The 26738-nt window shown below is 61.6% G+C and carries 24 protein-coding genes and 1 other RNA gene; 17 read left to right on the forward strand and 8 right to left on the reverse strand.

Translation table 11 applies throughout. From position 1 onward, the window contains the following. Window positions 1-95 precede the first annotated feature (95 nt). The 6 genes from L0Y14_RS04140 to L0Y14_RS04165 form a co-directional block, all read right to left on the reverse strand. A complete protein-coding gene (locus L0Y14_RS04140) occupies window positions 96-509 on the reverse strand; it encodes a hypothetical protein (protein WP_005966453.1) in 414 nt (137 codons plus the stop codon). Window positions 510-702: 193 nt separating this feature from the next. Continuing rightward, on the reverse strand, window positions 703-2121 hold the full coding sequence (locus tag L0Y14_RS04145; RefSeq protein WP_005966455.1) for an FAD-binding oxidoreductase: 1419 nt from the start codon (window positions 2119-2121) through the stop codon (window positions 703-705). Continuing rightward, window positions 2121-2702, reverse strand: a complete 582-nt coding sequence (locus tag L0Y14_RS04150; protein ID WP_005966457.1) for a BON domain-containing protein — start codon at window positions 2700-2702, stop codon at window positions 2121-2123. The genes L0Y14_RS04145 and L0Y14_RS04150 overlap by 1 nt, the downstream gene beginning before the upstream one ends. 24 nt (window positions 2703-2726) lie before the next feature. After that, window positions 2727-3314: a phosphoheptose isomerase gene (locus tag L0Y14_RS04155; protein ID WP_006474570.1), complete on the reverse strand. Its 588-nt coding sequence runs from the start codon at window positions 3312-3314 to the stop codon at window positions 2727-2729. Window positions 3315-3395: 81 nt separating this feature from the next. Beyond that, entirely contained in the window at window positions 3396-3752 is a 357-nt protein-coding gene (locus L0Y14_RS04160) for a YraN family protein (RefSeq protein WP_005966461.1), read from the reverse strand. Beyond that, a complete protein-coding gene (locus L0Y14_RS04165) occupies window positions 3749-5749 on the reverse strand; it encodes a penicillin-binding protein activator (RefSeq protein ID WP_006474569.1) in 2001 nt (666 codons plus the stop codon). The genes L0Y14_RS04160 and L0Y14_RS04165 overlap by 4 nt, the downstream gene beginning before the upstream one ends. Before the next feature lie 53 nt (window positions 5750-5802). Here L0Y14_RS04165 and rsmI point away from each other — a divergent pair, with 53 nt between their 5' ends. Continuing rightward, window positions 5803-6648 carry a 16S rRNA (cytidine(1402)-2'-O)-methyltransferase gene (gene rsmI, locus L0Y14_RS04170; RefSeq protein ID WP_039959871.1) on the forward strand — a complete coding sequence of 282 codons (846 nt, stop codon included), beginning with the start codon at window positions 5803-5805 and terminating at the stop codon, window positions 6646-6648. A gap of 53 nt (window positions 6649-6701) precedes the next feature. Here the strand turns inward: rsmI and L0Y14_RS04175 are convergent, their stop codons facing one another. After that, on the reverse strand, window positions 6702-7142 hold the full coding sequence (locus L0Y14_RS04175; protein WP_005960924.1) for an Hsp20/alpha crystallin family protein: 441 nt from the start codon (window positions 7140-7142) through the stop codon (window positions 6702-6704). Window positions 7143-7254: 112 nt separating this feature from the next. After that, window positions 7255-9432: a YgiQ family radical SAM protein gene (locus L0Y14_RS04180; protein ID WP_251859259.1), complete on the reverse strand. Its 2178-nt coding sequence runs from the start codon at window positions 9430-9432 to the stop codon at window positions 7255-7257. Window positions 9433-9607: 175 nt separating this feature from the next. On the opposite strand from L0Y14_RS04180, the gene rnpB reads away from it, so the two are divergent. The 16 genes from rnpB to ftsA all read left to right on the forward strand — a co-directional run bounded on the left by rnpB (window position 9608) and on the right by ftsA (window position 26728). Beyond that, an RNA gene (rnpB, locus tag L0Y14_RS04185) (RNase P RNA component class A) lies at window positions 9608-9956 on the forward strand. Between the two features lie 261 nt (window positions 9957-10217). Then, window positions 10218-10673 (forward strand): division/cell wall cluster transcriptional repressor MraZ, encoded by a 456-nt coding sequence (gene mraZ, locus L0Y14_RS04190; RefSeq protein ID WP_005960922.1) that lies wholly within the window; start codon window positions 10218-10220, stop codon window positions 10671-10673. 2 nt (window positions 10674-10675) lie between these two features. Continuing rightward, window positions 10676-11611 carry a 16S rRNA (cytosine(1402)-N(4))-methyltransferase RsmH gene (gene rsmH, locus L0Y14_RS04195; RefSeq protein ID WP_251859260.1) on the forward strand — a complete coding sequence of 312 codons (936 nt, stop codon included), beginning with the start codon at window positions 10676-10678 and terminating at the stop codon, window positions 11609-11611. Then, window positions 11611-11880: a cell division protein FtsL gene (gene ftsL, locus L0Y14_RS04200; protein ID WP_005960920.1), complete on the forward strand. Its 270-nt coding sequence runs from the start codon at window positions 11611-11613 to the stop codon at window positions 11878-11880. The genes rsmH and ftsL overlap by 1 nt, the downstream gene beginning before the upstream one ends. A 1-nt stretch (window position 11881) precedes the next feature. Next, on the forward strand, window positions 11882-13618 hold the full coding sequence (locus L0Y14_RS04205; protein ID WP_005960919.1) for a peptidoglycan D,D-transpeptidase FtsI family protein: 1737 nt from the start codon (window positions 11882-11884) through the stop codon (window positions 13616-13618). A gap of 8 nt (window positions 13619-13626) precedes the next feature. Continuing rightward, a complete protein-coding gene (locus tag L0Y14_RS04210; protein WP_240991630.1) occupies window positions 13627-15159 on the forward strand; it encodes a UDP-N-acetylmuramoyl-L-alanyl-D-glutamate--2,6-diaminopimelate ligase in 1533 nt (510 codons plus the stop codon). Further along, window positions 15156-16520: a UDP-N-acetylmuramoyl-tripeptide--D-alanyl-D-alanine ligase gene (locus L0Y14_RS04215; RefSeq protein ID WP_006474561.1), complete on the forward strand. Its 1365-nt coding sequence runs from the start codon at window positions 15156-15158 to the stop codon at window positions 16518-16520. Before L0Y14_RS04210 ends, L0Y14_RS04215 begins: the two co-directional genes overlap by 4 nt. 2 nt (window positions 16521-16522) lie before the next feature. Beyond that, window positions 16523-17605 (forward strand): phospho-N-acetylmuramoyl-pentapeptide-transferase, encoded by a 1083-nt coding sequence (mraY, locus tag L0Y14_RS04220; RefSeq protein ID WP_005960915.1) that lies wholly within the window; start codon window positions 16523-16525, stop codon window positions 17603-17605. Further along, window positions 17605-18960 carry a UDP-N-acetylmuramoyl-L-alanine--D-glutamate ligase gene (gene murD, locus L0Y14_RS04225; RefSeq protein WP_006474559.1) on the forward strand — a complete coding sequence of 452 codons (1356 nt, stop codon included), beginning with the start codon at window positions 17605-17607 and terminating at the stop codon, window positions 18958-18960. The genes mraY and murD overlap by 1 nt, the downstream gene beginning before the upstream one ends. Continuing rightward, window positions 18957-20156, forward strand: a complete 1200-nt coding sequence (ftsW, locus tag L0Y14_RS04230; protein ID WP_006474558.1) for a putative lipid II flippase FtsW — start codon at window positions 18957-18959, stop codon at window positions 20154-20156. The genes murD and ftsW overlap by 4 nt, the downstream gene beginning before the upstream one ends. Next, window positions 20141-21223: an undecaprenyldiphospho-muramoylpentapeptide beta-N-acetylglucosaminyltransferase gene (gene murG / locus L0Y14_RS04235; RefSeq protein ID WP_005960912.1), complete on the forward strand. Its 1083-nt coding sequence runs from the start codon at window positions 20141-20143 to the stop codon at window positions 21221-21223. Before ftsW ends, murG begins: the two co-directional genes overlap by 16 nt. Then, entirely contained in the window at window positions 21216-22655 is a 1440-nt protein-coding gene (gene murC, locus L0Y14_RS04240) for a UDP-N-acetylmuramate--L-alanine ligase (RefSeq protein ID WP_006474556.1), read from the forward strand. The genes murG and murC overlap by 8 nt, the downstream gene beginning before the upstream one ends. A gap of 199 nt (window positions 22656-22854) precedes the next feature. Next, entirely contained in the window at window positions 22855-23751 is an 897-nt protein-coding gene (murB, locus tag L0Y14_RS04245) for a UDP-N-acetylmuramate dehydrogenase (RefSeq protein WP_006474555.1), read from the forward strand. Beyond that, window positions 23748-24680 carry a D-alanine--D-alanine ligase gene (locus L0Y14_RS04250; RefSeq protein ID WP_006474554.1) on the forward strand — a complete coding sequence of 311 codons (933 nt, stop codon included), beginning with the start codon at window positions 23748-23750 and terminating at the stop codon, window positions 24678-24680. Before murB ends, L0Y14_RS04250 begins: the two co-directional genes overlap by 4 nt. Next, complete coding sequence (locus L0Y14_RS04255) at window positions 24677-25492, forward strand: cell division protein FtsQ/DivIB (protein ID WP_005960908.1); 816 nt, start codon at window positions 24677-24679, stop codon at window positions 25490-25492. The genes L0Y14_RS04250 and L0Y14_RS04255 overlap by 4 nt, the downstream gene beginning before the upstream one ends. Next, the gene (gene ftsA / locus L0Y14_RS04260) at window positions 25493-26728 is read left to right on the forward strand and encodes a cell division protein FtsA (RefSeq protein ID WP_005960907.1); all 1236 of its coding nucleotides are present in this window, start codon (window positions 25493-25495) and stop codon (window positions 26726-26728) included. The last annotated feature ends 10 nt before the right edge of the window (window positions 26729-26738 follow it).

Here is a 26738-nt window from a genome sequence, read left to right on the forward strand (position 1 = left end):
TGAGCTTCTAATGCCAATAAAAAAGCCCGGCCATTTGGCCGGCTTTTTTATTGTGTTGTTGTACGGGCTGGCCGGGACGAGTGGTAATCCAGATGCTAGTGGGCTTGTGCGACCTGGATGGAGCCGATCGGGTTGAAAGCGACCAAGTCAACAGAGAGTCGGTTGAGATCGGAAGATACCTGCTCAAGCCGGGCCTTGGTCTTTAGGTGGTCAGCTTTCCGGTAGGCGGCGTAGAGAAGTCCGCCGGGCAGGATGATGGTGATGACCGCGTCGGTGCTGTCAAAGCGTTTTTCAATCTCTGCCCTGGTCAGCTCTGCTTGCTGGTGCTGCAGATTGTTGTGCAGCTTGAGAATGTGCTGGGAGAGCTCTACCCGGTCCACTGAGGGCAGGCTTGAACAGAAACCCTGTGAGTCGACCTGTAGGGGACGCTCTTCGGCTGGCAGGCTACTGCTGAAAAGTGCTGCGGCTAATGAAGCCACGACCAAGGTCTTGTTTCTGGTCATCTTCATCCACCGATTCTCCTGTTGAGGGGCGTCGGGCTTTATTCGCCTCTTTTCTCGCTCGGATAACGATCTGGCTACTGCTTTATATGCTTACTCAGACTAGCGGCAGTAAAAAGAGAGACTGCATGCATTTAGCTAAATACGAGGTGAAAACGTTAACTGATTCACGTATTTATTTCAAGTGTATTAACTGTACACATTAACTGTACGTGAAAAGCTTGCCTGGATTGAGGATGTTGTTGGGGTCAAACTGGCGTTTGATGGCGCGCATCAGTTCGAGAGTGGGAGGGTCGATCTCCCGCGGGACAAAATCCCGTTTTGCCAGACCGACGCCATGCTCGCCAGAGATGGTCCCTCCCAGCGCCAGAACTAGATCGAAGAGTTGGCTGAGGGCGGCATTACCCGCTGCCATCTGCAGTGGGTCGTCGGGATCGAGCAACAGATTGACGTGGATGTTGCCATTGCCTGCGTGGCCGAAATTAATGATGGTGATGCCACTCTGAGCGGAGAGGCGCTCTAGCTCGTCGATCAGCCTGGGAATATGTGAGACCGGCACCACCACATCCTCGTTGATCTTTTTCGGTGCGACATTACGCAGTGCTGGTGAGAGTGCCTTTCGGGTCTTCCATAGAGCCGCAATCTCCTCGGTGGTTTTGGCCTGGTGGATCTCGATCAGCCCTTCGACCGTTGCGGCCGTTGCCACCTCAGCTGCGATCTGTTCAATCGAGTGGCTGGCGCCGTCCACCTCGATCATCAGCAATGCGCCGACCTCCGGGGGCAGGGCCAGATCGGAGAAGTCGCGCACCATCTCGAGTGCCGCGCCATCCATGAACTCGAGCGCGCAGGGGGTGGTGGGTTGCGCCATGATGGCGGAGACCGCCTTGGCAGCGGCGTGGATGTCGCGATAGCTGGCCTGCAGGGTCTGCCTGGCCTGTGTCAGCGGGGTCAGCTTGAGGGTCGCCTCGGTGATGATGGCTAGGGTGCCTTCTGAGCCGATCAGCAGACGCGTCAGATCGTAGCCTACCACCCCCTTGGTGGTGTTGACGCCGGTGCGGATGGTCTGAGCGGCGCCGGTGACAGCCTGCAATCCAAGGGTGTTTTCCCGCGGCGTGCCATATTTGACTGCCCGGGGGCCGGCAGAGTTGTAGGCCAGATTGCCGCCAATCGTGCAGACCGAGGCGCTGGTCGGGTCCGGTGGCCAGAAGAAGCCGTGCTCTGCCAACGCTAGCTGCAAGGTCTGGTTGGTGACCCCGGGTTCCACCCGAGCGAGTCGGTTGCCGGGGTCGATATCCAGGATCCGGTCCATCCGCTCCAGAGAGAGCACGATTCCATGCTGGTCCGGCACCGTGGCGCCGGTGGTGCCGGTGCCCGCGCCGCGCGGGGTCAGCGGGATCTGGTGCCTGTTGCAGAGCGCCAGGATCGCTTCGATCTGCGCCGCCTCGCTGGCGAATACCACCGCCTGGGGCAGCGCCTGCTGGCGGCTGTTGTCGTAACCGTAGGGGAGGCAGTCGGCGGGTTCGGTGAGCAGCGCATCACTGCCGACAATCGCCTTCAAGGCCTTTTGCGCAACAGCCGGGAGCGGTGCGACCTTGCTGCTCAAGCTGAGTGGCAACGGCATCAGATGTATTCGAAGACCCGCACCACGCGGCGCACGCCGCTGATCTTGCGAACCTGCCCGGTGGCGGCATCCGCTTCGGCTCGGCTCACCAGCCCCATCAAATAGACCACGCCGCGTTCGGTGATTACCTTGATGCGCAGCGGATCGAAGCCTGGTAGCTTCACCTTGGTCAGTTTGAACTTTACTTCTGCCGAGAGGGCGGAGTCACGGGTGATTTCGCCAAACGAAGCGCCCGAGCCGACCTCCAATTCATTGACTACGCGGCGTACCTTCTCAACCTTTTTCACGATCTGTTCCGTACGCAGCCGATCACTTGCGGAGGCGGCTTGGCCGGTCAGCAACACCACCATATTGAAGCTGGTCACGCTGATATGGTTGTGCTCGGAGAGCGTGGCGTCGTTGCGCAGCAGGCTGGAAGCCTTCAGCTCAATATTCTGATCCTCGATGAAGGTGCCCATGGTTCGGCGGTCGTGAGCGATGGAGACGCCAGTGGCGGCGCCGCCCACGACGGCGGCGGCGCAGCCTTGTAGCAGAGTGACGGTGAATAGCAGGGAGACCAGTGGTACAACGAAATGGCTCATAAAATCCTCGTCAGTGGAGCGGTGTCAGTTGCCCAGTAGCTGTCGATCGATCAAGTCACACAGACAGTGGATGATCAGCAGATGGACCTCCTGAATGCGTGCGGTTACATCCGACGCAACGCAGAGTTCGACATCATCGGCCAGCAGGAGTTTCTTCAGCTCGCCGCCGTCCCGGCCGCAGAGAGCGATCACTCCCATGCCGCGCTCATGGGCCGCCTCCACCGCCGCATTGACGTTGACCGAGTTACCGCTGGTGGAGATCGCTAGCAGCAGATCGCCGGGCTGGCCAAGCGCCTCGATCTGGCGCGCAAACACGCGTTCATAACTGTAGTCGTTGGCGATCGCCGTGATGGTGGTGCTGTCGGTAGTCAGCGCGATGGCTGGCAGCCCTGGCCGCTCCCGCTCGAAGCGGTTGAGCATCTCGGAAGAGAAGTGCTGGGCGTCGCCGGCGGAGCCGCCGTTGCCGCAACTGAAGGTCTTGTTCCCCTCCAGCAGCCGGCTGACGATCAGCTCCGCGGCTGCGCTGATCTGATCGGTAAGCTGTGGCAGCGCGTCGATCTTGAGTTGGATGCTCTCGCTGAAAATCTGTCTGACGTGATCACTAAGTTCCATCGGTGCATTGTACCCGGTTGCCGATCCTCTGGGGATGGTGAATTGAAGAAAATCGGCTGCGATAGCTGTCAGTCTGGCTGCTCAGAAGGCATCAAAGGCGTTGCGGATCCACTCGACGCCGGGGGGCTGGTCACCGCTGATGGCGACCACGTCGAAGCGGCTCGGGCGGTCGGTCTGACGCAGCAGATAGTGGTTGGCGGCGGCGATCAGTTTGGCCCGTTTGGCGGCGGTGATGCTTTCGGCGGCGCTGCCGAAGTTGTCTGACTTGCGATAGCGCACCTCGACGAAGACCAGGCTGTTGCCATCCTGCATCACCAGATCGATTTCACCCTGCTTGGTGCGGTAGTTGCGCTCCAGCAGCCGCAGTCCCTCGGCCTGCAGATGACGGCAGGCAAGGCGCTCGGCCTGTTCGCCACGGATCAGGTGCTTGGCCTTCATGGTGAGACGACGGCTTCCGGGGTGAATGGCGTGACTGGCTGCTGCTCGGCAGCGCTTGGTTCGAGCTCAAGTTCGATCAGTTGCTCGTTGCCGAGCGGGGCTTCGATGCGCGGCGCATAACCGGTAAGTCGGGCCCGACCATTACGCATCTCCGCCCAGGCAAGCTGGCGATGGATGCGGTTTTTGTGGTCGAGGTAGAGGGTGCCGGTCTTGCCATCCAGGCTGCGGTTGGTGTCGGCGGCCAGGGCCGGCAGCTGTGGCAGCAGATTGTAGGCATCGATGCCGAGGGCATAGAGGCGCGCATAGCGCTGTTCGATGCTTGGGATCAGTCGCTTCAGCTGGTTGCGGGAGAGCGGGCTCTGGTCTTCCTGATCCAGCAGCCAGGGGATCTCGACAAACAAGATATGCCCCAGATCCTTGTCTTTCTCCGGTTCTGCGGCACCGCTGTAGATGTGTGAGGTGGCGTAGACTGGCAGCTGCCCGGCGTGGTGAAACTGTAGCTGCGGGCGCAGCTGACGTGCCTTTTGCGGGCGTGCCGCGAGAAAGATGAAGTCAGCATCCTGGCGCCGCCTGGGTTCATATTCGAGCGTGCGGTGAATGGTCTGCTGCAGCACCCGGCGGCGTTCGTTGCTCTCGTCCAGATTGAGCAGGCTGCGGATCGGTGCAGAGAAGTCGTTCTCCTTCGCCTGATACTGCTGCTGCTCCACCAGCACACCGCCCAGTGTCAGCCAGCGTGTGCGGAAACTCTCGGCGATACGCTCTCCCCAGTCGCCGCTGGGGGTGAGACTCAAGGCGCTGGTATGGCCCTCGAGCCAGGCACGTTCTGCCACCAGCTGCGCCTCGCCCTCTGGGGAGAGGCCGAACTGGTAGAGGTTGGCTGGCGGGGTGCCGCCATCGCTGGTGTGGTTGAGCGCCAGCAGCGGGATTGGGAAGCCATCGCTCTTCAGCAGCAGCGTCAGGGCCTGTTTGTTGAGTGGGCCTACGATCGCCTTGGCGCCCTGGCTGACTGCCTGGTCGATCGAATCGAGGATGGTGTCGGGATCGCTGCTGTCATAGAAACGCAGCTGTGGCCGACGGCTCGCCGGTTGCTGATACCAGGCGGCGAGCAGACCATCCTGTACCGCTTGGGCTACTTTGGCATAGATGCCACTGCGCGGCAGCAGGATCGCAATGTGGTCAACCGCGTCGAACTGCAGCAGCTGTTCGGCTGACTCGGCCCGCTGACCGGTTAGTAGCTGGGGCAGGGCGGGGTGGTTGGGGAAATCCTCCTGCCAGGCCTCGAGCCGGGTGCTGATCAGCGTCGGGTCATCGATGTTCGCCTTGGCGATGCGTGCCAGCTCCATCCAGCCGCCGAGGGTGCCCGGTGGCGATGGCTGCAGCAGCGTCAGGGCGGTGTCGGTCATCACCATCAGGCCCTGCAGCAGTTGGCGTTGGTTCGCCAGGCGCGCCTCTTCATCGAACAGGAGTTGATCGAGTTCGCTCAGTTCACGGGCGCTCTCCAGGCGGTTGCCGGAGAGGCGAAACGCCTCCGCCATGTTGCGATGGTAGCGCCGTTGCAAAGGTAGCGGCGCATCGGCGCTGGGCGGCGGCTGCATCAGATCGATGGCGTGGTCGATCATGCCTTGGTGCAGGGCCAGTTCTGCCTTCAGCATCTGCGTCTGTGGGATTAGCGTCGCCGGCAGTTGGGGGGTGGGCAGCTGGCTCAGGATCTGTTTCACGGCCTGCCAGTCACCGGCTTTGACCCAGCTCTCTGCCGCATCAAGCCGGATCTGTTCCTGCTCGGGCGAGCTGAGGCTTGCTGCCAGCTGTTCGAGCAGGCGGGCCGCTGCCGCATGCTCCCCCTGTTCGATCAGGCTGGCTGCCTGGGCCTGTAGAGAGGGTGGCTGCTTGACGGCTTCTGTGTCGTCCGGTCGGGGAGGAGTGCCGCCGCACCCCTGCAATAGCAGTAGTAGGGCAAACAGGGCGAGAATGGGGCGATAGAGGTTGTTGGCTTGCATGAGTCTCAAACGGGCGGCAGGATGGGCGTTGGTCCCGAGCATTGGAATGTAATGTGTCGAAAGGCGTACTTTACGTTGTAGCCACCCCCATCGGCAATCTTGATGATTTGAGCCGGCGTGCGGTGAAGGTGTTGTCGACGGTCGATCTGATTGCCGCGGAGGATACCCGCCATACTCGGCCGCTGTTGCGTCACTACGGCATCGCTACGCCGATGATGGCGTTTCACGAGCACAATGAGCGCGAGGCGATGGAGCGACTGTTGCAGCGCCTGGCGCAGGGTGAGCAGGTCGCGCTGGTCTCTGATGCGGGTACGCCGCTGATCAGTGATCCAGGTTTTCCGCTGGTGCGTGAGGCGCGTCAGCGGGGGATCGAGGTGGTGGCGGTGCCGGGGCCGAGTGCGGCGATTGCGGCGCTGTCGGTGGCGGGTCTGCCCACCGACCGGTTTCTGTTTGCTGGCTTCCCGCCGCGCCAGGGCGCGCAGCGCCGCCACTGGCTGGAGGCACTGCTAAAAGAAACCGCGACGCTGGTGTTCTATGAATCGAGCCACCGGATAAAGGCCTCGCTGGCGGATATGGCGGCGGTATTTGGTAGTGAGCGTCAGGCGGTGATCGCCCGAGAGCTGACCAAGCTGCACGAGACAGTGTTGAGCGGCAGCCTGAGTTCGCTGATTGAACAGGTCGAGGCAGATGCGAATCAGCGCAAGGGGGAGTTTGTGCTGCTGTTGGCGGGAGCGGAACCGGTTAATGTGACGGACTCTGGGGCGGATGCGGAACGGATCCTGCGGGTGCTGGTCGGCGAGTTGCCGCTGAAACAGGCGGCGGCGTTGACGGCGAAAATCACCGGCCTGAAAAAAAATGCGCTCTATCAGCAGGCGCTGGCATGGAAGACTGATAGCTGAGGCGGGGAAAGCAACACGGGAGAGAGCCATACAGGCCCTCTCCCATTGTCAGCTTAGTGTGTCACCTCGATCCGGCGTGCGGTCGGTGTGGTGGTCTTGGGAATGATGACTTCGAGCACGCCATCCTTGCCGGTGGCGGTGATGGCCTCTGCATCGGCATGTTCAGGCAGCGTGAAACGCCGGTAGAAGACGCCGTGTGAGCGTTCGATACGCCGGAAGTTTTCGCGTTCCTCTTCATGCTCAATGTGCCGTTCGCCGCGGATCGTCAGTACGCCATTCTCCATGGTGACTTCGATCTTTTCGGGATCAACGCCGGGGATGTCAGCATGCAGGACATACCGGTCATCCTCTTCCTTGATATCGACCGCGGGCACCCAGTCTCCACCCACAACATGGGTTGTGTCTTCTCTCTGGAGTTGAGGGGTGAACGCGCGATCCATATCACGGCGCAACTCTTCCATCATCTGCCAGGGGTCGTAACGTGTGATTTTCATGGCTTCCTCCTTCGTTTGCCCTCTCTATCTACCTTAAGTATGGGTCCGAAAGCGCCATTTTCAAGTTTGGGATGGATTGATTGTGCGTCACATAATTTATTGAAATGAAAGGTTAATATGCGCCGTATGCGGTGCCTTTGATGGTGTTTTTTTGTTGTGTTTTTTGGCGGCCTTTGCGGCTGTGTTTGTGACGCCGTCTGGGGGGGGTTATGGCGCTTCGTCGATTGGCTGGATCTCTCCTGCCGACCCTCTTTCCCGCGGGTTTGTGGCTGCCTTGCTGGCGCTCAGTTTTCGGTTGCCAACTGGGTATCAACTGGTGTTTACCGTTGCCGATCAGGTCGGCCCGCCCCATCTGTTTCAGGGCCTCTCGCAGCACTGGCCAGTTGGCCGGGTCATGGTAGCGCAGAAATGCCTTGTGCAGGCGGCGCTGTTTTAGGCCGCGTGCTACGGTGATGATTTCACCATCACGTCGGATCCGCTTCAGCGGGTTGCGGCCGGTATGGTACATCGCCGAGGCGATCGCCAGCGGGGTTGGCAGGAACGCCTGTACCTGGTCGAGACGGAAGCCGTTGGCCTTTAGCCAGAGGGCCAGATTGAGCATGTCCTGGTCTGAGCTGCCGGGGTGGGCGGCGATGAAGTAGGGGATCAGGTACTGCTCCTTGCCGGCCTCCATGGAGTATTTTTCGAATAGCTTCTTGAAACGTTGGTAGCTGCCGATCCCCGGTTTCATCATCTTGCTCAGAGGGGCCGCTTCGGTGTGCTCAGGCGCGATCTTCAGGTAGCCGCCAACATGGTGGGTGACCAACTCCTTTATATATTCAGGATCGCGCACCGCCAGGTCGTAGCGCAGGCCTGAGGCGATGAAGATGCGTTTGATTCCGGGCAGCTTGCGGGCTCGGCGATAGAGCCGGATCAGCGGGCGATGGTTTGTCTCCATGTTGGGGCAGATGTCGGGGTAGACGCAGGAGAGGCGGCGGCAGGCGGCCTCGACCTTTTTGTCCTTGCACTGCAGCCGGTACATGTTGGCGGTGGGGCCGCCCAGATCGGAGATGTTGCCAGTAAAACCAGGCACCTGGTCGCGGATCGTCTCCACCTCGCGGATGATCGAATCCTCCGATCGGCTCTGGATGATGCGCCCCTCGTGTTCAGTGATCGAGCAGAAGGTGCAGCCGCCGAAACAGCCGCGCATGATGTTGATCGAGAAGCGGATCATCTCCCAGGCCGGGTTTTTAGCATCGCCATAGGCTGGGTGGGGTTTGCGCGTATAGGGTAGCTCGTAGATGTGGTCGAGCTCCTTTGTGGTGAGCGGAATCGGCGGCGGGTTGAGCCAGACATCGCGCTTGCCGTGGCGCTGCACCAGGGCGCGGGCGTTGCCTGGGTTGGTCTCCAGGTGGAAGACCCGGGATGCGTGGGCGTAGAGCAGCTCGTCCGACTCCACCTGATCATAAGAGGGGAGACGGATTACGGTGTGGCTGCGCTCCAGTTTGCGGGGGCGGGTGTGCAGCGTGACGCGCTGCGTTGTGTCGCAGGCCGGCTCTGCCTGATAGGGACTGGAGTGCCTGATCGATGTGCCGGGGTGGTCAATCTGGGTTGAGTCGATCTCGCTCCAGCCCTCCGGCAGCTGCTGGCGCATCAGGCCAGTGCCGCGCACGTCGGTGATCTCTGAAATCTTCTCCCCCGCCGCTAGTCGGTGGGCCACCTCCACCAGCGCCCGCTCGGCGTTGCCGTAGATCAGCAGGTCGGCCTTCGAATCAGGCAGGATCGAGCGACGCACCTTTTCCGACCAGTAGTCGTAGTGGGCGATGCGACGCAGGCTTGCCTCGATGCCACCGATGATGATCGGTACTCCCTTGCAGGCTTCGCGGGCTCGCTGAGCGTAGACGATCACCGAGCGGTCGGGGCGCTTGCCGCCCTCGCCGTTGGGAGTATAGGCATCGTCGCTACGGATGCGCCGCTCGGCGGTGTAGCGGTTGACCATCGAGTCCATGTTGCCGGCGGTAATGCCGAAGAAGAGATTGGGACGGCCGAGACGCAGGAAGTCGCTGCTCGAGTGCCAGTCGGGCTGGGCGATGATGCCGACACGAAAGCCCTGGGCCTCCAGTAGCCGTCCGATCAGCGCCATGCCGAAGCTCGGGTGGTCCACATAGGCGTCGCCGGTGACGATAATGATGTCGCAGCTGTCCCAGCCCAAGTTGTCCATCTCTGCCCGCGACATCGGCAAGACTGGCGCGCTGCCGAAGCGTTTGGCCCAGTAGGGGCGATAGTCGAAGATATTTTTGGCTGGTTGCATGGATCAGGATCTTTTCGAGCGGCCCGTCTGGGGGCCATATCTTGCTTTTGATGCGATTATTGATAGGTGCCCAACCCGGCGGATCCATCTCGGGAACAAAATTCTGTGGCCGGGTTCGGCCATTTGGGAGCTATGGCTATTGCATCTTTTCCGCTAACCCAGTAGGTTGCTAGCGGGAGTCGGCCGGACAGTCGCTGCCTCGGCAACGAGGTGGAGGAAAGTCCGGGCTCCACAGGGCAGGGTGCCAGGTAACGCCTGGGGGACGCAAGTCTACGGAAAGTGCCGCAGAAAAGATACCGCCTAAGCGCCTTTAGCGCCGGTAAGGGTGAAATGGTGCGGTAAGAGCGCACCGCGCTGACGGTAACGCCAGTGGCAGGGTAAACCCCACCCGGAGCAAGACCAAATAGGGGAGCATTGGTGTGGCCCGCATCGCTCCCGGGTAGGTTGCTTGAGGTGCACGGTGACGTGCATCCCAGATGAATGGCTGTCCTCGACAGAACCCGGCTTACAGGCCGGCTCCCCCTTTTTTTAGCCTCTCGACGAATTTCCTCCCGCAAGCGCAACGCTGTTCTCATGTTTCACATTAGGTTTTTGCGTTACCTCTTTGTGTTTAAAGAGGTTTATCTTCTGTGTGAGCAACCTTAACTCCCGCGTGTAACTAATTGATCAAACAGGGGTTTTACAATCACTCTCCTTGACAAGGTGGAGATGCGGCACCTAAGATTGGAAAAAAGTGGAATAATGTGGGTAAGAGGGGAGTTTGTTTCCAAGCGGGGGGGTGAGCGGTGTTTCGTGGGGTTTCTGCCCTGAATCTGGATGCGAAAGGCCGCATGGCTATACCGACTCGGTATCGTGAGCGGCTGGTGGAATCCTGCGACTCCCAATTGGTAATCACCGTAGATAAAGACCGCTGCCTGCTGATCTACCCCGAGCCGGTTTGGGAGGAGATCGAGCAGAAGTTGAAGGCCTTGCCCTCATTCAATAGGGCGGCACGCAATTTACAGCGGCTCTATATCGGCCACGCCCACGATCTGGAAATGGATGCTCAAGGACGAATTCTGCTGCCGACGGAACTGCGTAAGTTCGCCAATCTGCAGAAACGGGTCGCCCTGGTGGGACAGGGCGACCGTTTTGAGTTGTGGGATGAAGAGACCTGGAATCGCAATCGGGATGAGTGGTTGGAAGAGGTTGACCTGAACGATCTTGACCTGCCAGAGGAACTTGAGTCGCTCTCGATCTGACGATGACAGAGATAACAACACATAGGCCGGTACTGCTGGAGGAGGCAGTAACAGCCTTAAATATTACAGCCGAAGGGATCTATATCGACGGCACCTTCGGTAGGGGCGGACACAGCCGGCGCATACTCAAGGTATTGGGTGAGCGGGGACGATTGATCGGTATCGACAAAGATCCACAGGCGATCGTCCATGGCAGAGAACAACTGGGGGGGGATGCACGGTTCACTATCGTGCAGCAGAGCTTTGCGATGATTGCGCAAGTGGCACAGAACGCAGGTGTGGCAGGCCGGGTTGATGGGGTCCTGCTGGATTTGGGTGTCTCTTCTCCTCAGTTGGATCAGGCTGAGCGGGGGTTTAGCTTTCTGCAGGATGGTCCATTGGATATGCGCATGGATCCCAATTCGGGGATGAGTGCTGCCCAATGGCTGGCGGCTGCGACAGACAAAGAGATCGCTGATGTGCTCAAGCGTTATGGCGATGCACGCCATGCACGTCGCATCGCGCGTGCCATCGTGGCGGCACGACAAGTTGAACCGATTCTGACCACCGGACGGCTGGCGGAGATCGTCAGCGCTGCCAACCCTGCCTGGGAAAAGGGCAAACACCCTGCGACACGCAGTTTTCAGGCGATTCGCATCTTCATTAATCGAGAACTGGATGACCTGCAGCAGTTTCTCGGTCAGGTACTGGAGGTGCTGCGCCCCGGTGGGAGGCTGGCGGTAATCAGCTTCCACTCGCTGGAGGACCGGATCGTCAAACGTTTCATGCGCGACCAGGCGAAGGGAGATCGCTTCCCTGCTGGTGTCCCGGTCACCCAGGCGCAGCTGCAGCCGCGTTTGAAACTGCTGGGCAAGGCGATACGGCCGGGTGCAGACGAGACCGAGTCGAACCCGCGGGCGCGCAGTGCCGTTTTGCGCGTTGCCGAGAGGCTTGCCTGATGTCGGCGCGGAGCTGGTTGCTCGCCCTTCTGATGGTTGCAGTGGTGCTGTCGGGGATCGGTGTGGTCTACGCAAAATACCTCAGCAGAAAGCAGTTTGTGCGTCTGCAGGAGTTACTGACAGAGCGGGAGAAGATCGGTATCGAATGGGGGCGTCTGCAGCTTGAGGAGAGCACACTCGCTACCCACTCGCGAGTGGAGCGGGTAGCGCGGGGCAGCCTCGGCATGCACCTGCCCCGGTTCGATGAAGTGGTGGTGATAAGGCGCTGAGATGGCGGCAAGCAAGAAAAAACGACAGCAGAGCGATACTGCGCGGGAACCCGGCTACCGGGGCCGGCGCTGGCTTGTGCTCGGCATTTTTCTGCTCGCCTATGGTCTGTTGGTGTGGGGGGCGATCGACCGCCAGGTGCTGCAGACCACGTTTCTGCAGGAGCAGGGTGAGCGCCGTTACCTGCGGGTGATGAAGGTGAGCGCCAGTCGCGGCATGATCACCGATCGCAACGGCGAGCCACTGGCGATCAGCACCCCGGTCAAGACTGTTATCGCCAACCCACGCAAAATTAATGTGGACGGGAAGACGATCGGCGCGCTGGCCGCCATCCTTGATTTGGATGCCGACTGGCTGCGCCGGCAGCTTTCGCGCGACAAGGGGTTCGTCTTTCTCAAGCGGCGTATCGACCCGGACACTGCTGCGGAGGTGGAAGCACTCAATATCAAAGAGATCAGTCTGGTCTCCGAATATCGCCGTTTCTACCCCAGTGGCGAGGTGATGGCCCATGTGCTCGGCTTCACCGGGATGGACGACCAGGGACAGGAGGGCATGGAGCTGGCCTACGACGAGTGGCTGAAGGGTGCGCCCGGCGCCAAGCGGGTGATCAAAGATGGCCATGGCCGGGTGGTGGAGAATGTGGAGAATATCCGCAGCCCAAAACCGGGCAACGAACTGGTCCTGAGCATTGACCGGCGGCTGCAGTTTCTCGCCTATCGCGAGCTGAAGGCGGCAGTCACTAAACACAAGGCGAAGTCGGGTTCGGCTGTGATTCTCGATGTGCGCAGTGGCGAGGTGCTGGCGATGGTCAACCGTCCCTCCTATAACCCGAATGCACGGCGCGACAGCCACCACTCCAGTTTCCGCAACCGCGTGGTGACCGATGTCTTCGAACCGGGCTCGACGCTCAAGCCGTTCACTGTTGCTGCCGCCCTGGAACAGGGCCGTTTCACCGCTGACACACCGATTGACGTCAATCCAGGACAGCTGCGGGTGGGGCGCCATTGGGTGCGCGATCATCGCAACTATGGCCGTATCGATGTTAAGACGGTGCTGCAGAAGTCGAGCAACGTGGGGATTAGCAAGATCGCCTTGGCGCTCAAGCCGGAGACCCTCTGGAACTTCTACACCCGACTCGGCTTCGGCAGCAGCAGCGAGAGTCTTTTTCCCGGCGAGTCGAGTGGCAGCCTGCCCCACTTTTCTGACTGGAGCGCGTTTGAACAGGCCACCCTCTCCTTCGGCTATGGGCTGGCACTGACCCCCCTGCAACTGGCCCGCGCCTATGCGGTGATCGCCAATGACGGGGTGCAGCTGCCGGTCTCGATGTTGAAGCTGGAGCAGCCGTCGAAAGGGAAACGGGTGATGCGCCGCAGCAATGCCCGTGCCCTGGTGAAGATGCTGGAGGCGGTGGTCGCCGAGGGTGGTACCGCACCGCAGGCGGCGGTGCCTGGCTACCGGGTGGCGGGCAAGACCGGTACCGCCAAAAAGTCGGTCAAGGGAGGGTATGCGGATGATCGCTACCTCGCCCTGTTTGTCGGCATGGCGCCGGCGACCGATCCACGCTTGGTGATGGCGGTGCTGATCAATGAACCCCGAGGTAAAGAGTTCTATGGTGGCAAGGTTGCGGCCCCGGTCTTCTCCCGGGTGATGAGTGGCGCGCTGCGGATTCTCAATATCCCCCCCGACAACCTGGCGTTGCCGTCGGGGTCGCGACTGGTACAGATGGAAGCGGGGCGATGAAGAGTGCGATGAACAGGTCTCAGACCGTGTCGCTGCAGGATCTGCTGGCAGGCTTGGCAGAGATCGATGCCGCCCAGGAGCGCCCCATCTCCTGCCTTGCCATCGACAGCCGCAACCTCTGCCCCGGCGGGCTGTTTCTCGCCTGTCAGGGGGGCGACCGGCACGGTCTCGACTTTACCGAACAGGCGCTGGCGCAGGGGGCAGTGGCGATCGCCTGGGAGCCAAATGGCCCTGAGGTCAATCGACAGGCGGAGCGGTTGGCGACGCAACTCCCGATTCCATTGATTCGAGTGGAGGGGCTGACACGTCTGGCGAGCCTGATCGCCGCCCGCTTTTTCGCCTATCCCAGCCGTTCGATGACGGTGATCGGTGTTACCGGAACCAACGGCAAGACCAGCGTTAGCCATCTGCTGGCCCAGGCCCTCGATAGCGAGGCGCGTTGCGGCGTGGTTGGTACCCTCGGCGCAGGTTTCCCAGAGGCCCTGGAGGCCACCGGCTACACCACCCCGGATGCGGTCAGCGTGCAGGGGTTGCTGGCGGAGCTGAAAGCAAAGGGCGCGCGCAGCGTGGCGATGGAGATCTCCTCTCATGCGCTGCATCAATCGCGGGTCGAGGCGGTGCACTTCGATATCGCCGTGTTCACCAACCTCAGCCGCGACCACTTTGACTACCATGGCAGCTTTGGCAACTATGCCGCGGCCAAGCGGCGTCTGTTTCAGATGCCCGACCTGCGCTGTGCGGTGCTCAACATGGATCAGCCGTTTGGCCTGGAATTGCTCGGCAGTCTGGCCGGCGATGTGGATGCAGTGGGCTACTCCGCCGACCTTGAGAGTGCCTTCCCAGAGCGTCTGAGTGGCTGGATACGGGCCGAACGCATTCTGCCCACCGCGCGGGGCATGGAGATCCAGCTGGAGAGCAGCTGGGGCTCAGGTCTGTTGCAGACCGAACTGATGGGCAGCTTCAATGCCGACAACCTGCTGGCAGCGCTGGCGGTGCTGCTCTACAAAGGGTGGGACTGGTCCGAAGCGATCGCTGCACTCGCCTCGATCAAAACTATTGCCGGTCGACTGGAGCGCTTCGAAGGCGAGGCTGGGCCGATGGTGATTGTCGACTACGCCCACACTCCAGATGCCCTGCAAAAGGCGCTCGAGGTGTTGCGTGGCCACTGCCAGGGTTCGCTCTCGGTGGTGTTCGGCTGCGGCGGCGACCGCGACCGTGGTAAGCGACCGCAGATGGGAGCGGTCGCTGAGCGCCTCGCCGATCGGGTGATCCTCACCGATGACAACCCGCGTAGTGAGGCCAGTGAGACGATCATCCAGCAGATTCTGAGCGGCATGCAGCAACCCGACATGGTGCAAGTTGAGACAGATCGGGCTCAAGCGATCCGTCTGGCTGTGGAGTCTGCCGGCACCGATGATCTGGTGCTGATCGCCGGCAAGGGCCACGAGCGCTGGCAGGAGATCGGCGATCGACGCATCCCCTTCGATGACCGGGAGCAGGTGCAGCGGCTGCTCGGTATTGCTGCGGAGGGGCAGCAGTGAATCAGTTCAGCCTCTATCAGGCTGCGGAGCAGATCAACGGTATGCTGTTCGGCATGGAGCGCAGCTTTGGTGCGGTCAGCACCGATACCCGCACCCTGCAGCCCGGTGATCTCTACGTGGCCTTAAAGGGCCCCAACTTCGATGGCCACGAGTTTCTCTACGAGGCCGAACTGCGCGGTGCGGTGGCGGCGCTGGTCAGTGAACGCACGACTGCGCACCTACCGCTGATCCTGGTCGATGACACCCGGCTCGCGCTGGGGCGGCTGGCGGCGGCTTGGCGTCAGGCCTTCCCGGTGCCGCTGGTGGCGGTGACCGGCTCCAACGGCAAGACTACGGTCAAGGAGATGCTTGCCGCGATCCTCAGCCAGCGCGGCAAGGTGCTGGCGACCCAGGGCAATCTGAACAACGATATCGGCATGCCGCTGACCCTGCTACGCCAACAGGATGAGGCGTTTGCGGTGATCGAGATGGGGGCCAATCACCCAGGCGAGATCGCCGTCCTGAGCGGGATCGCGCGCCCCGACGTGGCACTGATCACCAGCGCTGGGGCCGCTCATCTGGAGGGTTTCGGCACGCTCGACGGCGTCGCCAAGGCGAAGGGGGAGATCATCCAGGGTCTGACCGACGACGGCACGCTGGTATTGAATCGTGATGATGCCTACTTTCCCTTCTGGCAGAAGCAGGCCGAGGGTCGGCGTTTGCTGACCTTCGGCACCCATCCCGAGGCGCAGTTGCGACTGGATGCGGAGGCCGCCGAGACCCGCTGGGAGGCGGACGGCTTTATCGTGCATGCGCCGCTCTTCTATCAGGACACAGAGCTGCAGTTAAAGCTGGCCCTCGGTGGACGCCACAACCTGATCAATGCTGCTGCCGCCGCTGCCGCTGCGATTGCCCTAGGGGCCTCTGAAAAGGATGTGGTGGCAGGTCTGGCCGGCATGCGGCCGGTGAAAGGGCGTCTGCAGACCCGCATGGCGGCGGGCGTACGGCTCATCGACGACAGCTACAACGCCAATCCCGATTCGGTCAGCGTCGCCATCGAGCTGTTGGCGCAGGCACCGGGGCAGCGTTGGCTGGTGCTGGGTGATTTGGCCGAACTGGGCCAGGGCGCAGTGCGCCTGCACCGGCAGATTGGTGAACAGGCGCAGCGTGCCGGCATCGATGTGCTGTGGAGTGTGGGAGAGCTAAGCCGCGAGGCGTCGGTGGCGTTTGCCGGGGCCGGGCGCCATTTTGAAGATAGGGAGGCACTGGCGGAGGCGCTGCGGGAGGGCGCAGCTAGTGGTGACACGATACTTATAAAGGGCTCACGATCTGCCGGGATGGAGCAGGTCGTAGATGCCTTGGCCGGCCAGGGGGGAGACTGACCATGCTGCTTTATCTGACAGACTGGCTCGCGCAGTACCACAGCGCGTTCAATGTCTTTCAATACTTGACCATGCGCACCATCCTTGGCGTGCTGACTGCACTGCTGATCTCGCTGCTGGTGGGGCCGGTTATGATTCGCCGGCTGAGCCACCATCAGATCGGCCAGACGGTGCGCGATGACGGCCCGGAGAGCCACTTCTCCAAGGCCGGTACACCGACCATGGGCGGTGCGCTGATTCTGGTGGCGATCACCATCGCCACCCTGTTGTGGGCCGACCTGGGCAACCGTTATGTCTGGATCGTGCTGATCGTCACCCTGTTGTTCGGCATCATCGGTCTGGTCGACGACTACAAAAAGCTGGTGAAGCGTGACCCACGCGGCTTGATCGCCCGTTGGAAATATTTCTGGCAGACCCTGGTCGGGTTGGCGGTGGCCGTGACCTTTTATGTGACCGCGAATGCGCCGGAAGCGACTGAGCTGCTGGTCCCCTACACCAAGAACCTGGCCATCGACCTGGGGCCCTGGTTCATCCTCTTCGCCTATCTGGTGATCGTCGGTTCCTCCAATGCGGTCAACCTCACCGATGGTCTGGATGGGCTGGCGATCCTGCCCACTGTGATGGTGGGCGGCGCGCTGGGCATCTTCGCCTATCTCACCGGGCATGTGGATTTTGCTGGCTATCTGAAGATTCCCTACCTGCCCGGAGTGGGTGAGCTGGTGGTGTTCTGTGCTGCGTTGGTGGGGGCCGGGCTGGGCTTCCTCTGGTTTAACGCCTATCCGGCCCAGGTCTTCATGGGAGATGTGGGTGCGCTGGCCCTCGGCGCTGCGCTGGGTGCGGTAGCGGTGGCGGTGCGCCAGGAGATGGTGCTGTTCATCATGGGCGGGGTGTTCGTGATGGAGACGGTCTCGGTGGTGCTACAGGTCAGCTCCTTCAAGTTGACCGGGCGACGTATCTTCCGCATGGCGCCGCTGCACCACCACTTTGAGTTGAAGGGGTGGCCTGAACCGCGGGTCATCGTACGTTTCTGGATCATCACCGTGGTTCTGGTGTTGATCGGACTGGCGAGTTTGAAGATCCGCTGATGCCAAACGTGATGCAACAAACCGCCAGAACGCTGGTCGTCGGGCTGGGCAAAACCGGCCTCTCCTGCGCCCGCTACCTCACTGCCCAAGGGGTCGCGGTGGCGGTGACCGACAGTCGTCAGCAGCCGCCGGGGCTGCAGGCGCTGCGCGAGGAGATGCCCGATCTGGCGCTGTTTCTCGGCGGCTTCCAGCCGGAGGTGTTCGCGGCGGCCGAACGGCTGGTGATCAGCCCCGGGCTGTCGCTACAGACCCCGGTGATCGGCGCTGCCATCGAGCGTGGCGTCCCGGTGGTGGGGGATATCGAGCTGTTTGCCCAGGCGGCCAACGCGCCGATCATCGCAATCACCGGCTCCAACGGCAAGAGCACCGTCACCACCCTGCTGGGTGAGATGGCGAAGGTGGCTGGGCTCAACGTGGCGGTGGGCGGCAATCTGGGCGAACCGGCCCTTGATCTGCTGGATGAGGATGTGCAGCTCTATGTGGTCGAGCTCTCCAGTTTTCAGCTGGAGACCACCCAGAGCCTGCGGGCGAAGGTGGCAGTGGTGCTGAATATCGCTGCCGATCACATGGATCGCTACGTCAGTCTGGATGACTACATCGCAGCCAAGGCGGTGGTCTACCGCAATGCCGAGCAGCGGGTGGTTAACCGGGATGATCCCCGGGTGGTGGCGATGGTGGCCGATCTTGATAACACGCTCGGCTTTACCCTTGGTGAACCAAAAGGTGAGGATTTTGGCGTCAGGCGCGTGGCAGGGAAGCGCTGGCTTTGTCGTGCTAACGAGTTGCTGATGCCGGCTGCGGATCTGCGCATTCCTGGTGAGCACAACCTGGCTAACGGATTGGCGGCTTTGGCCTTGGGCAGCGCTGCCGGGTTGGCGATGGCGCCGATGCTGGAGGCACTGCGCGGTTTCTGCGGCTTGCCGCACCGCACCGAGTTTATCGCCGAAAAGCGTGGGCTGCGTTGGTATAACGACTCCAAGGGGACCAATGTTGGTGCCACCGCTGCGGCGCTGGAGGGGTTGCACCCGGAGCATGGCGAGAGCCGCACCGTGCTGATTGCCGGTGGTGACTGCAAAGGGGCCGATTTCAGCGAGCTGGCGCCGGTGGTGGCGCGCACTGCACGGGCGGTGATCCTGATCGGTCGGGATGCGCCGCTGATCGAAGAGGTGCTGAGCGGCTGCGCCCAGCTGGTGCATGTAAAATCGATGAAGAACGCGGTTGAGCTGGCGGCTCAGCATGGGTTGCCAGGGGACCGCGTGTTGCTCTCCCCCGCCTGCGCCAGTTTTGATATGTTCGCCAGTTTTGAGGATCGGGGTGAGCAGTTTGCTCGGGCGGTGGAGGCGCTGGACGAATGAATACAGCAGTACGCCCGCAAGCGATAACCGGCAAAGGTGGTTCGCTGCCAGCCCTGCCGCAGCTCGACTACTGGCTGTTGGGCGCCGCTTTGGTGCTGCTCTGTTTTGGCATGGTGATGGTCGCCTCTGCCTCGATGTGGGTGGGTGAGCGCATCGGCGGCACGCCTTTTTTCTATGTTATTCGTCACGCCATCGCTATCGGTCTGGGCGTCAGTGCAGCGCTGCTGTTGTCGCAGGTTTCGATCCGGCAGTGGCAGCAGGCGGGGCCGCTGCTAGTGTTCTTGGGTATGGGATTGCTGTTGATTTTGCTGATGCCCGGCGTCGGCAAGACGGTTAATGGTGCGACCCGTTGGATTCCGCTGGGGCCATTCAACCTGCAGAGCTCGGAGTTCATGAAGCTCTTCATGGTGATCTACATCGCCGGTTATCTGGTGCGTCGTAGTGAGGAGGTCAGCAACTCTTTCTGGGGCTTTGTTAAGCCGATGCTGGTGCTGGCTCCGACTGGGGTGCTGATCCTGCTACAGCCCGATTTCGGCACCACGGTGGTGCTGTTTGCGACGGTGCTCGGCATGTTGCTGCTTGGCGGTGTGAAGCTTTGGCAGTTCTCGATCTTGCTTGGCATGGCGGTCTCCGCCGCCAGCGCGCTGGCCTACTTCTCCACCTATCGTTGGGCGCGCATTACTTCCTTCGTCAACCCCTGGGATGATCCCTTCAAGAGTGACTTCCAGCTCTCCCAGGCGCTGATCGCCTTCGGTCGCGGTGAGATCAGCGGTGTCGGTCTGGGCAACGGTATACAGAAGCAGTTTTATCTGCCGGAGGCCCACACCGACTTCCTGATGGCGGTGGTCGGTGAGGAGTTCGGCCTGATTGGTACCTTGGTGGTGATCGCGCTGTTCTTCTTCATCAGCTGGCGGGCGTTTGGCCTCGGCTGGCGAGCTGAGCGTCTGGGGCAGCGCTTTTCTGCCTATCTGGCCTACGGGTTTGGCATCTGGATCGGCATCCAAGCGTTCATCAACATCGGTGTGAATGTGGGAGTGCTGCCGACCAAGGGGCTGACCCTACCGTTCATGAGCTACGGTAGTAACAGCATTGTTGTTGTCTGTATTGTGATGGCTCTGCTACTGCGGGTTGATTACGAAGTGCGTCAGGCGTCCCGGGAGACACAGAGGAGGGTCGCCAAGTGGAGTCGCGCGTGATGGTGATGGCCGGCGGTACTGGCGGGCATGTATTTCCGGCACTGGCGGTGGCGCAGTGGCTGCAGCAGCAGGGCTGCGGGGTGTTCTGGTTGGGCACCCCCGGTGGTATGGAGTCACGTCTGATCCCGCACTACGGCATTGAGATCGAGCAGGTCGAGATCAAAGGTGTGCGTGGGACAGGGTTGAAACGTCGTCTGGCCGCCCCTTTCGTGTTGCTGCGCGCGCTCTGGCAAGTGTCAGTGATCCTGCGGCGCAAGCGGCCCGCTCTGGTGCTTGGTATGGGCGGTTTTGTCTCCGGTCCTGGCGGCCTGATGGCCTGGGTGATGCGCATCCCGTTGGTGATCCAGGAGCAGAATGCGGTGCCGGGGCTGACCAACCGGCTGCTGGCGCCGCTGGCTCGACGGGTCTTCGAAGCCTTTCCCGGCAGCTTTGATGCGGCTCGTAGGGCCCTCAATTCGGGTAATCCGGTGCGCGCTGAGATCACTGCGTTGGCGGCGCCGGCTGAGCGGTTTGCGGCGCGCAGCGGGCCGCTGCGACTGTTGGTGCTGGGCGGCTCCCTGGGGGCTCAGGCATTAAATGAGACCGTGCCGAAGGCACTGGCGCTGCTTGAGCCGGCGCAGCGGCCGCAAGTGCGCCACCAGGCGGGTGAGCGGAATTTCGTGGTGGCGCAGCAGGCCTATCGGGACCTCGGCATCAGCGCCGAGGTGAAACCTTTTGAAGAGGATATGGCGGCGGCCTACGGCTGGGCTGATCTGGTGATCTGCCGGGCTGGTGCGCTGACCATCTCGGAGCTGGCGGCAGCCGGTCTGGGAGCGATCTTAGTGCCCTATCCCCATGCGGTGGATGACCACCAGACCCGGAATGCTGCCTTCCTGGTGAATGCCGGGGCGGCGCAATTGCTGCCGCAGAGCGAGCTGGATGCGGCGGATCTGGCAGATCGATTGAGTCGCCTGAGCGCTGATCGTGGCGAACTGATGAAGATGGCCGGGGCCGCACGTGCCTTGGCACAACCTGACGCAGCAGAGCGGGTTGGTCGCGCCTGTCTGGAGGTAATGAACCATGAATGAAGCGGTAAGACGTCGCCACGCCCCGGACAGCATGGGCCGCATGCGACGCATCCACTTTGTCGGCATCGGCGGCGCCGGCATGAGCGGCATCGCCGAGCTGATGCTCAATCTTGGCTATGAGGTTTCTGGTTCGGATCAGCGTGAAAGCGTGGTGACCCAGCGCCTGAGTGACCTCGGCGCCGAGGTGTTTCTCAGCCATCAGGCGGGCAACGTGATCGGCTCGGATGCGGTGGTGATCTCCAGCGCTGTTAAAGAGGACAACCCCGAGGTGGTGGCGGCTCGGGAGGTACGTATTCCGGTGGTGCCGCGGGCAGAGATGCTCGCCGAGATCATGCGCTTCCTCTACAGCATTGCGGTGGCCGGCACCCACGGCAAGACCACTACCACTAGCCTGATCGCCAGCGTGCTGGCCGAGGGTGGGCTCGACCCGACCTTCGTCATCGGTGGCCGGCTCAACAGCGCTGGTGCCAATGCCAGGCTCGGAGAGGGAGACTATCTGGTGGCCGAGGCGGATGAAAGCGATGCCTCGTTTCTCTATCTGCAGCCGATGCTGTCGGTGGTGACCAATATCGACGCCGATCACATGGCCACCTACGGCGGTGATTTCGAGCGGCTGCGCGCCGCCTTTCTGGAGTTTTTGCACCATCTGCCTTTCTACGGCCTGGCGGTGCTCTGCATCGATGATCCCGAGGTGCGGCGATTGTTGCCGAAGGTGACCCGGCGGATTCGCAGCTACGGCTTCTCCGAGGATGCCGACGTGCGCGCGGTGGATGTCGAACAACAGGGCTTGACCACCCGCTTCAGGCTCGAATGCGAAGGCTGGGAGCGCGGCCAGCAGATCAGCCTTAACATGCCGGGCCGGCACAATGTGCTGAATGCGCTGGCGGCGGTAGCAGTGGCCTTGGAACTAGGGGTGGAGCCGGCCGCCATCCAACGGGCGCTACAGAGTTTTCAGGGCATCGGGCGACGGTTTCAGACCAAGGGCGAATGCCGCTGTGCGGCTGGTCAGGTGCTGCTGGTGGATGATTACGGGCACCATCCACGGGAGATCGCCGCAACCCTGCAGGCGGTGCACGAGGGGTGGCCTGGCCGGCGTATCGTGCTGGCGTTTCAGCCGCACCGCTTCAGCCGCACCCAAGAGCAGTTCGATGACTTTGTGCAAGTGCTCTCGCAAGCGGATGTGCTGTTGCTGACTGAAGTCTATGCAGCTGGCGAGGCGCCGATCCAGGGGGCTGACGGGCGCGCCCTGAGTCGTGCGGTGCGAGCCCGAGGGCAGGTCGATCCGGTGTTCGTTGAGCCGCTGGATGAACTGCCGGAGATCATCGCTGGCATTCTGCGTGACGGTGACATCGTGCTGACCCTGGGGGCGGGCAGCATCGGTACGATCGCCGCCCGCCTGCCAGAGATCCTCTGTGAGGGAGGTGAATCATGAGTGTGAGTTTTGATATGCGACGGTTGCATCATGGATGTGGTGAATCCTTGCTGCCTCATGCTGGCGGTCGTGGGTTTGTGCCTTTCCAGATAGCTCAGGCTGGCGTCAAACAGATTCAGGCAGGTAGCCGACGAGCCGACAAGCAGGCCAGCTTGGCTCAGCAGCAGGCTGCGTTGGTGAGTGGGAGGGACTCGCGTTGATGGCGGCGATGCAACCGCAGGGGCTGCGCGGCGAGATGCGTTACGACGAGCCCATGGCACGCCATACCACCTGGCGGGTGGGTGGCCCGGCGCGGCGTTTCTATCGCCCCGCCGACCGCGAGGATCTGATCCTGTTTCTGCAGGGTTTGCCAGAAGATGAAACGCTCTTCTGGCTTGGCCTGGGCAGCAACCTGCTGGTACGCGATGGGGGCTTCGACGGTACCGTGATCGCCACCCAGGGACGGCTCGATCGAATCGAGTGGCGCGGCGAACGCCAGCTCTATGTCGAGGCTGGAGTCACCTGCGCCAGGGTAGCAAGAATGGCCGCTCGGGCGGGGCTCTGCGGCGTGGAGTTTCTGGCAGGCATCCCCGGTACCTTGGGCGGCGCCCTGGCGATGAACGCCGGCGCGTTTGGCGGTGAGATCTGGCCACGGGTGATCGGTGTCGAGATGGTTGATCGGCGCGGCCGGCTGTGGTGGCGCTCGCCGGATGAGTTTGAGATCAGCTACCGCTCGGTCAAGGGGCGAGCGGGGGAGTGGTTTCTCGCCGCAGAGCTGCAACTGCTGCAGGGTGATGCGGACAGTACCCAGGCGAAGATCCGTTCTTTGTTGGAGCGCCGCGGCGCGACCCAGCCGACCCGCATGCCGAGTTGTGGCTCGGTGTTTCGCAATCCGCCGGGAGATCACGCGGCGCGCCTGATCGAGGCTGCGGGCCTCAAGGGGCTGCAGATCGGTGGTGCCCAGGTTTCGGAGAAACACTCCAACTTCATCGTTAATACGGGTGAGGCGACTGCAGCTGATATCGAGGCGCTGATCGAGCGGGTTCAGCAGCAGGTGGAGGCGCGCAGCGGAGTGCGTTTGGTCACTGAGGTGCACCGCATTGGAGAGCCGCTATGAACCATTTCCAGCCAGCAGAATTCGGTAAGGTAGCGGTGCTGATGGGCGGGTGCTCTGCGGAGCGGGAGGTCTCGCTGCGCAGCGGTGACGCGGTTTTTCAGGCGTTGTTGCGTCAAGCTATTGACGCCCATGCGGTGGATTCCGCCGAAAATCTGTTGGAGCAGTTGAGCGAAGGCGGCTTTGATCGTGCCTTCATCGTGCTACACGGCCGTGGCGGTGAAGATGGCACGGTGCAGGGGGCGCTTGAATCGATCGGCCTGCCCTACACCGGCAGTGGTGTGCTGGGCTCGGCCCTGGGGATGGACAAGTACCGCACCAAGGCACTCTGGAGTGGTTTAGGCCTGCCAACCCCGGAGTCGCGCCTGATCGAGCGGGAGTCTGATCTGGAGGCCTCGGCCGCACTGGGTTTTCCGCTGATGATCAAGCCTGCCCGGGAGGGTTCAAGCATTGGTATGACACGAGTCGGTAGCCGGGGTGAGCTGGAACAAGCCTGGCAGATGGCGGCTGAGTACGACCCGATGGTAATGGCGGAGCGCTGGATCACCGGCCAGGAGTACACTGCCAGCCTGCTCGGGGGCAAATCGCTGCCGCTGATCCGTCTCGAGACACCTCGCACATTTTATGACTACGAGGCCAAATATAGCGCCGATTCAACCCGTTACCACTGCCCCTGCGGCCTGCCTGCGGCAGAGGAGCAACGTCTGCAGCAGCTGGCTGCAAAGGCCTTCGAGGCGGTGGGCGCCAGCGGCTGGGGGCGGGTTGATCTGATGCTGGATGAAGCGGGCGAGCCTTGGCTGATCGAGGTTAACACGGTGCCGGGCATGACCGATCACAGTCTGGTGCCGATGGCGGCCAAAGCGGCCGGGATAGGATTCGATGAGCTGGTGATGCAGATTTTGCGAACCAGTCTGGAGCTTGCAGAGGGATGAAGCGCAGACTTAAAAAACGGCCGGCGCCTGGACGATTCGCCATGGTGGCTGGTTTTCTGCATCGTTGGGGGGTGATGCTGAGCGTCGTCGCCCTAAGCCTGGCTGCAGTGCTCTGGGGCTACCAGTGGCTGCAGCAGCCGGGAGTGATGCCGCTGCGCTCCGTGGGGATCGATGGTGAGGTTAGGTATCTGGATCGTGGGTTGCTGGAAAAGACCGTGCACGAGTCGATCCGGGGCGGCTTTTTCAGCGTCGATCTGCAGGCCGTGCGTAGTGCGGTCGAGGGACTGCCTTGGGTCGATCGGGTGAGTGTGAAGCGGCTCTGGCCCGATCGGATTGAGGTGTCAGTGGTGGAACATGAGCCTCTGGCCAGATGGGGTAAAGACGCCCTGGTGAACCAACGTGGTGAGATCTTTCGCCCGCGCAGCCTGCCGAAGATTCCCGGGCTGGTCAGCTGGGAGGGGCCGGATGCGAATGTGGCCTTGATTCACCGGAATTATCGCCGGATTCGGGCGCTGCTGGAGACGGTAGAGATGAAGCTGAAGCGCATTGTTGCTGATCAGCGTAACGCCTGGACCCTCTATACCGATGAGGGGCTGGCGCTGGTGCTTGGGCGCGGAGATGCTGCGCAGCAATTGGCGCGTTTTGTGCCTCTCTATCCGGAATTGCGCGCCAGCCGGAAACAGAAACTGCTACGGATCGATCTCCGATACACCAATGGATTCAGTGTGACCTGGGAGACTCAAATGGATCACTCGGAAAGCGCGAACTATCCACAGATGTTGTTTCGCCCAAACCGGGGAGTGGATGTCTGAATGACAAAGAAGATTGAAAAGAACCTGATCATCGGACTCGATATCGGCACCTCCAAGGTGATGGCGGTTGTCGGCGATCTCAGGCCTGATGGCGAGATCGAGATCATCGGTATCGGCTCGCACCCCTCGCGGGGATTGAAGAAAGGTGTGGTGGTCAATATCGAGTCAACGGTGCAGTCGATCCAGCGTGCCATGGAGGAGGCGGAGCTGATGGCTGGCTGTGAGATTCACTCGGTCTACGCCGGGGTGGCGGGCAGCCACATCCGCAGTCTCAACTCCTACGGCATCGTCGCAATCCGTGACAAAGAGGTGACGCAGAGTGATGTGGAGCGGGTGGTCGATGCGGCCCGCGCGGTGGCGATCCCCGCTGATCAGCGCATCCTGCACATCCTGCCGCAGGAGTTCATCATCGATGAGCAGGAAGGGATTCGTGATCCGATTGGCATGTCTGGGGTGCGCCTGGAAGCGCGCGTGCACATGGTTACCGGCGCGGTGAGCGCGGCGCAGAACATCATCAAGTGTGTGCGACGCTGCGGTCTGGAGGTGGATGACCTGATCCTGGAGCAGCTCGCCTCCAGCTATGCGGTGTTGAGTGAGGATGAGAAGGAACTCGGCGTCTGCCTAGTCGATATCGGTGGCGGCACGACCGATATTGCGGTCTTTACCGGTGGTTCGATTCGCCACACTGCGGTGATCCCGATTGCTGGTGATCAGGTTACCAACGACATTGCGGTAGCACTGCGTACCCCGACTCAGCATGCTGAAGATATCAAGATCAAATATGCCTGTGCGCTGACCCAGCTGGCGACTAGCGACGAGACTATAGAGGTGCCTTCGATCGGTGACAGGCCGCCGCGCAGGTTGTCGCGGCAGACCCTGGCCGAGGTGGTGGAGCCGCGGTACGAGGAGTTGATGATGCTGGTCCAGGCAGAGCTGCGGCGCAGTGGCTATGAAGATGTCATCGCCGGCGGCGTGGTGATGACCGGAGGCAGTGCAAAGATGGAGGGGGCGATCGAGCTGGCGGAGGAGGTCTTCCATATGCCCGTTCGGCTCGGAGTCCCGCAGACAGTGTCGGGGTTGGCAGATGTGGTACGCAATCCGATCTATTCGACCGGTGTGGGGTTGTTGCAGTTTGGTCGGCACAATCAGTATGGCGGCACATCGGAACCGATGGGCACAGGTGGCTTACGGGGGGCCTGGCAGAGCATGAAAAATTGGTTTCAAGACAATTTCTGAATGAGAGATT

The sequence above is a fragment of the Candidatus Endoriftia persephonae genome (assembly GCF_023733635.1).
Lineage (GTDB): Bacteria > Pseudomonadota > Gammaproteobacteria > Chromatiales > Chromatiaceae > Endoriftia > Endoriftia persephonae.

Excerpts from the sequence above, each read along its gene's own strand:
- L0Y14_RS04140 (WP_005966453.1), bottom strand. The coding sequence starts at position 509 with ATGAAGATGACCAGAAACAAGACCTTGGTCGTGGCTTCATTAGCCGCA.
- L0Y14_RS04145 (WP_005966455.1), bottom strand. The coding sequence starts at position 2,121 with ATGCCGTTGCCACTCAGCTTGAGCAGCAAGGTCGCACCGCTCCCGGCT.
- L0Y14_RS04150 (WP_005966457.1), bottom strand. The coding sequence starts at position 2,702 with ATGAGCCATTTCGTTGTACCACTGGTCTCCCTGCTATTCACCGTCACT.
- L0Y14_RS04155 (WP_006474570.1), bottom strand. The coding sequence starts at position 3,314 with ATGGAACTTAGTGATCACGTCAGACAGATTTTCAGCGAGAGCATCCAA.
- L0Y14_RS04160 (WP_005966461.1), bottom strand. The coding sequence starts at position 3,752 with ATGAAGGCCAAGCACCTGATCCGTGGCGAACAGGCCGAGCGCCTTGCC.
- L0Y14_RS04165 (WP_006474569.1), bottom strand. The coding sequence starts at position 5,749 with ATGCAAGCCAACAACCTCTATCGCCCCATTCTCGCCCTGTTTGCCCTA.
- L0Y14_RS04175 (WP_005960924.1), bottom strand. The coding sequence starts at position 7,142 with ATGAAAATCACACGTTACGACCCCTGGCAGATGATGGAAGAGTTGCGC.
- L0Y14_RS04180 (WP_251859259.1), bottom strand. The coding sequence starts at position 9,432 with ATGCAACCAGCCAAAAATATCTTCGACTATCGCCCCTACTGGGCCAAA.
- rsmH (WP_251859260.1), top strand. The coding sequence starts at position 10,676 with ATGACAGAGATAACAACACATAGGCCGGTACTGCTGGAGGAGGCAGTA.
- ftsL (WP_005960920.1), top strand. The coding sequence starts at position 11,611 with ATGTCGGCGCGGAGCTGGTTGCTCGCCCTTCTGATGGTTGCAGTGGTG.
- L0Y14_RS04205 (WP_005960919.1), top strand. The coding sequence starts at position 11,882 with ATGGCGGCAAGCAAGAAAAAACGACAGCAGAGCGATACTGCGCGGGAA.
- L0Y14_RS04210 (WP_240991630.1), top strand. The coding sequence starts at position 13,627 with ATGAACAGGTCTCAGACCGTGTCGCTGCAGGATCTGCTGGCAGGCTTG.
- mraY (WP_005960915.1), top strand. The coding sequence starts at position 16,523 with ATGCTGCTTTATCTGACAGACTGGCTCGCGCAGTACCACAGCGCGTTC.
- murD (WP_006474559.1), top strand. The coding sequence starts at position 17,605 with ATGCCAAACGTGATGCAACAAACCGCCAGAACGCTGGTCGTCGGGCTG.
- ftsW (WP_006474558.1), top strand. The coding sequence starts at position 18,957 with ATGAATACAGCAGTACGCCCGCAAGCGATAACCGGCAAAGGTGGTTCG.
- murC (WP_006474556.1), top strand. The coding sequence starts at position 21,216 with ATGAATGAAGCGGTAAGACGTCGCCACGCCCCGGACAGCATGGGCCGC.
- murB (WP_006474555.1), top strand. The coding sequence starts at position 22,855 with ATGGCGGCGATGCAACCGCAGGGGCTGCGCGGCGAGATGCGTTACGAC.
- L0Y14_RS04250 (WP_006474554.1), top strand. The coding sequence starts at position 23,748 with ATGAACCATTTCCAGCCAGCAGAATTCGGTAAGGTAGCGGTGCTGATG.
- L0Y14_RS04255 (WP_005960908.1), top strand. The coding sequence starts at position 24,677 with ATGAAGCGCAGACTTAAAAAACGGCCGGCGCCTGGACGATTCGCCATG.
- ftsA (WP_005960907.1), top strand. The coding sequence starts at position 25,493 with ATGACAAAGAAGATTGAAAAGAACCTGATCATCGGACTCGATATCGGC.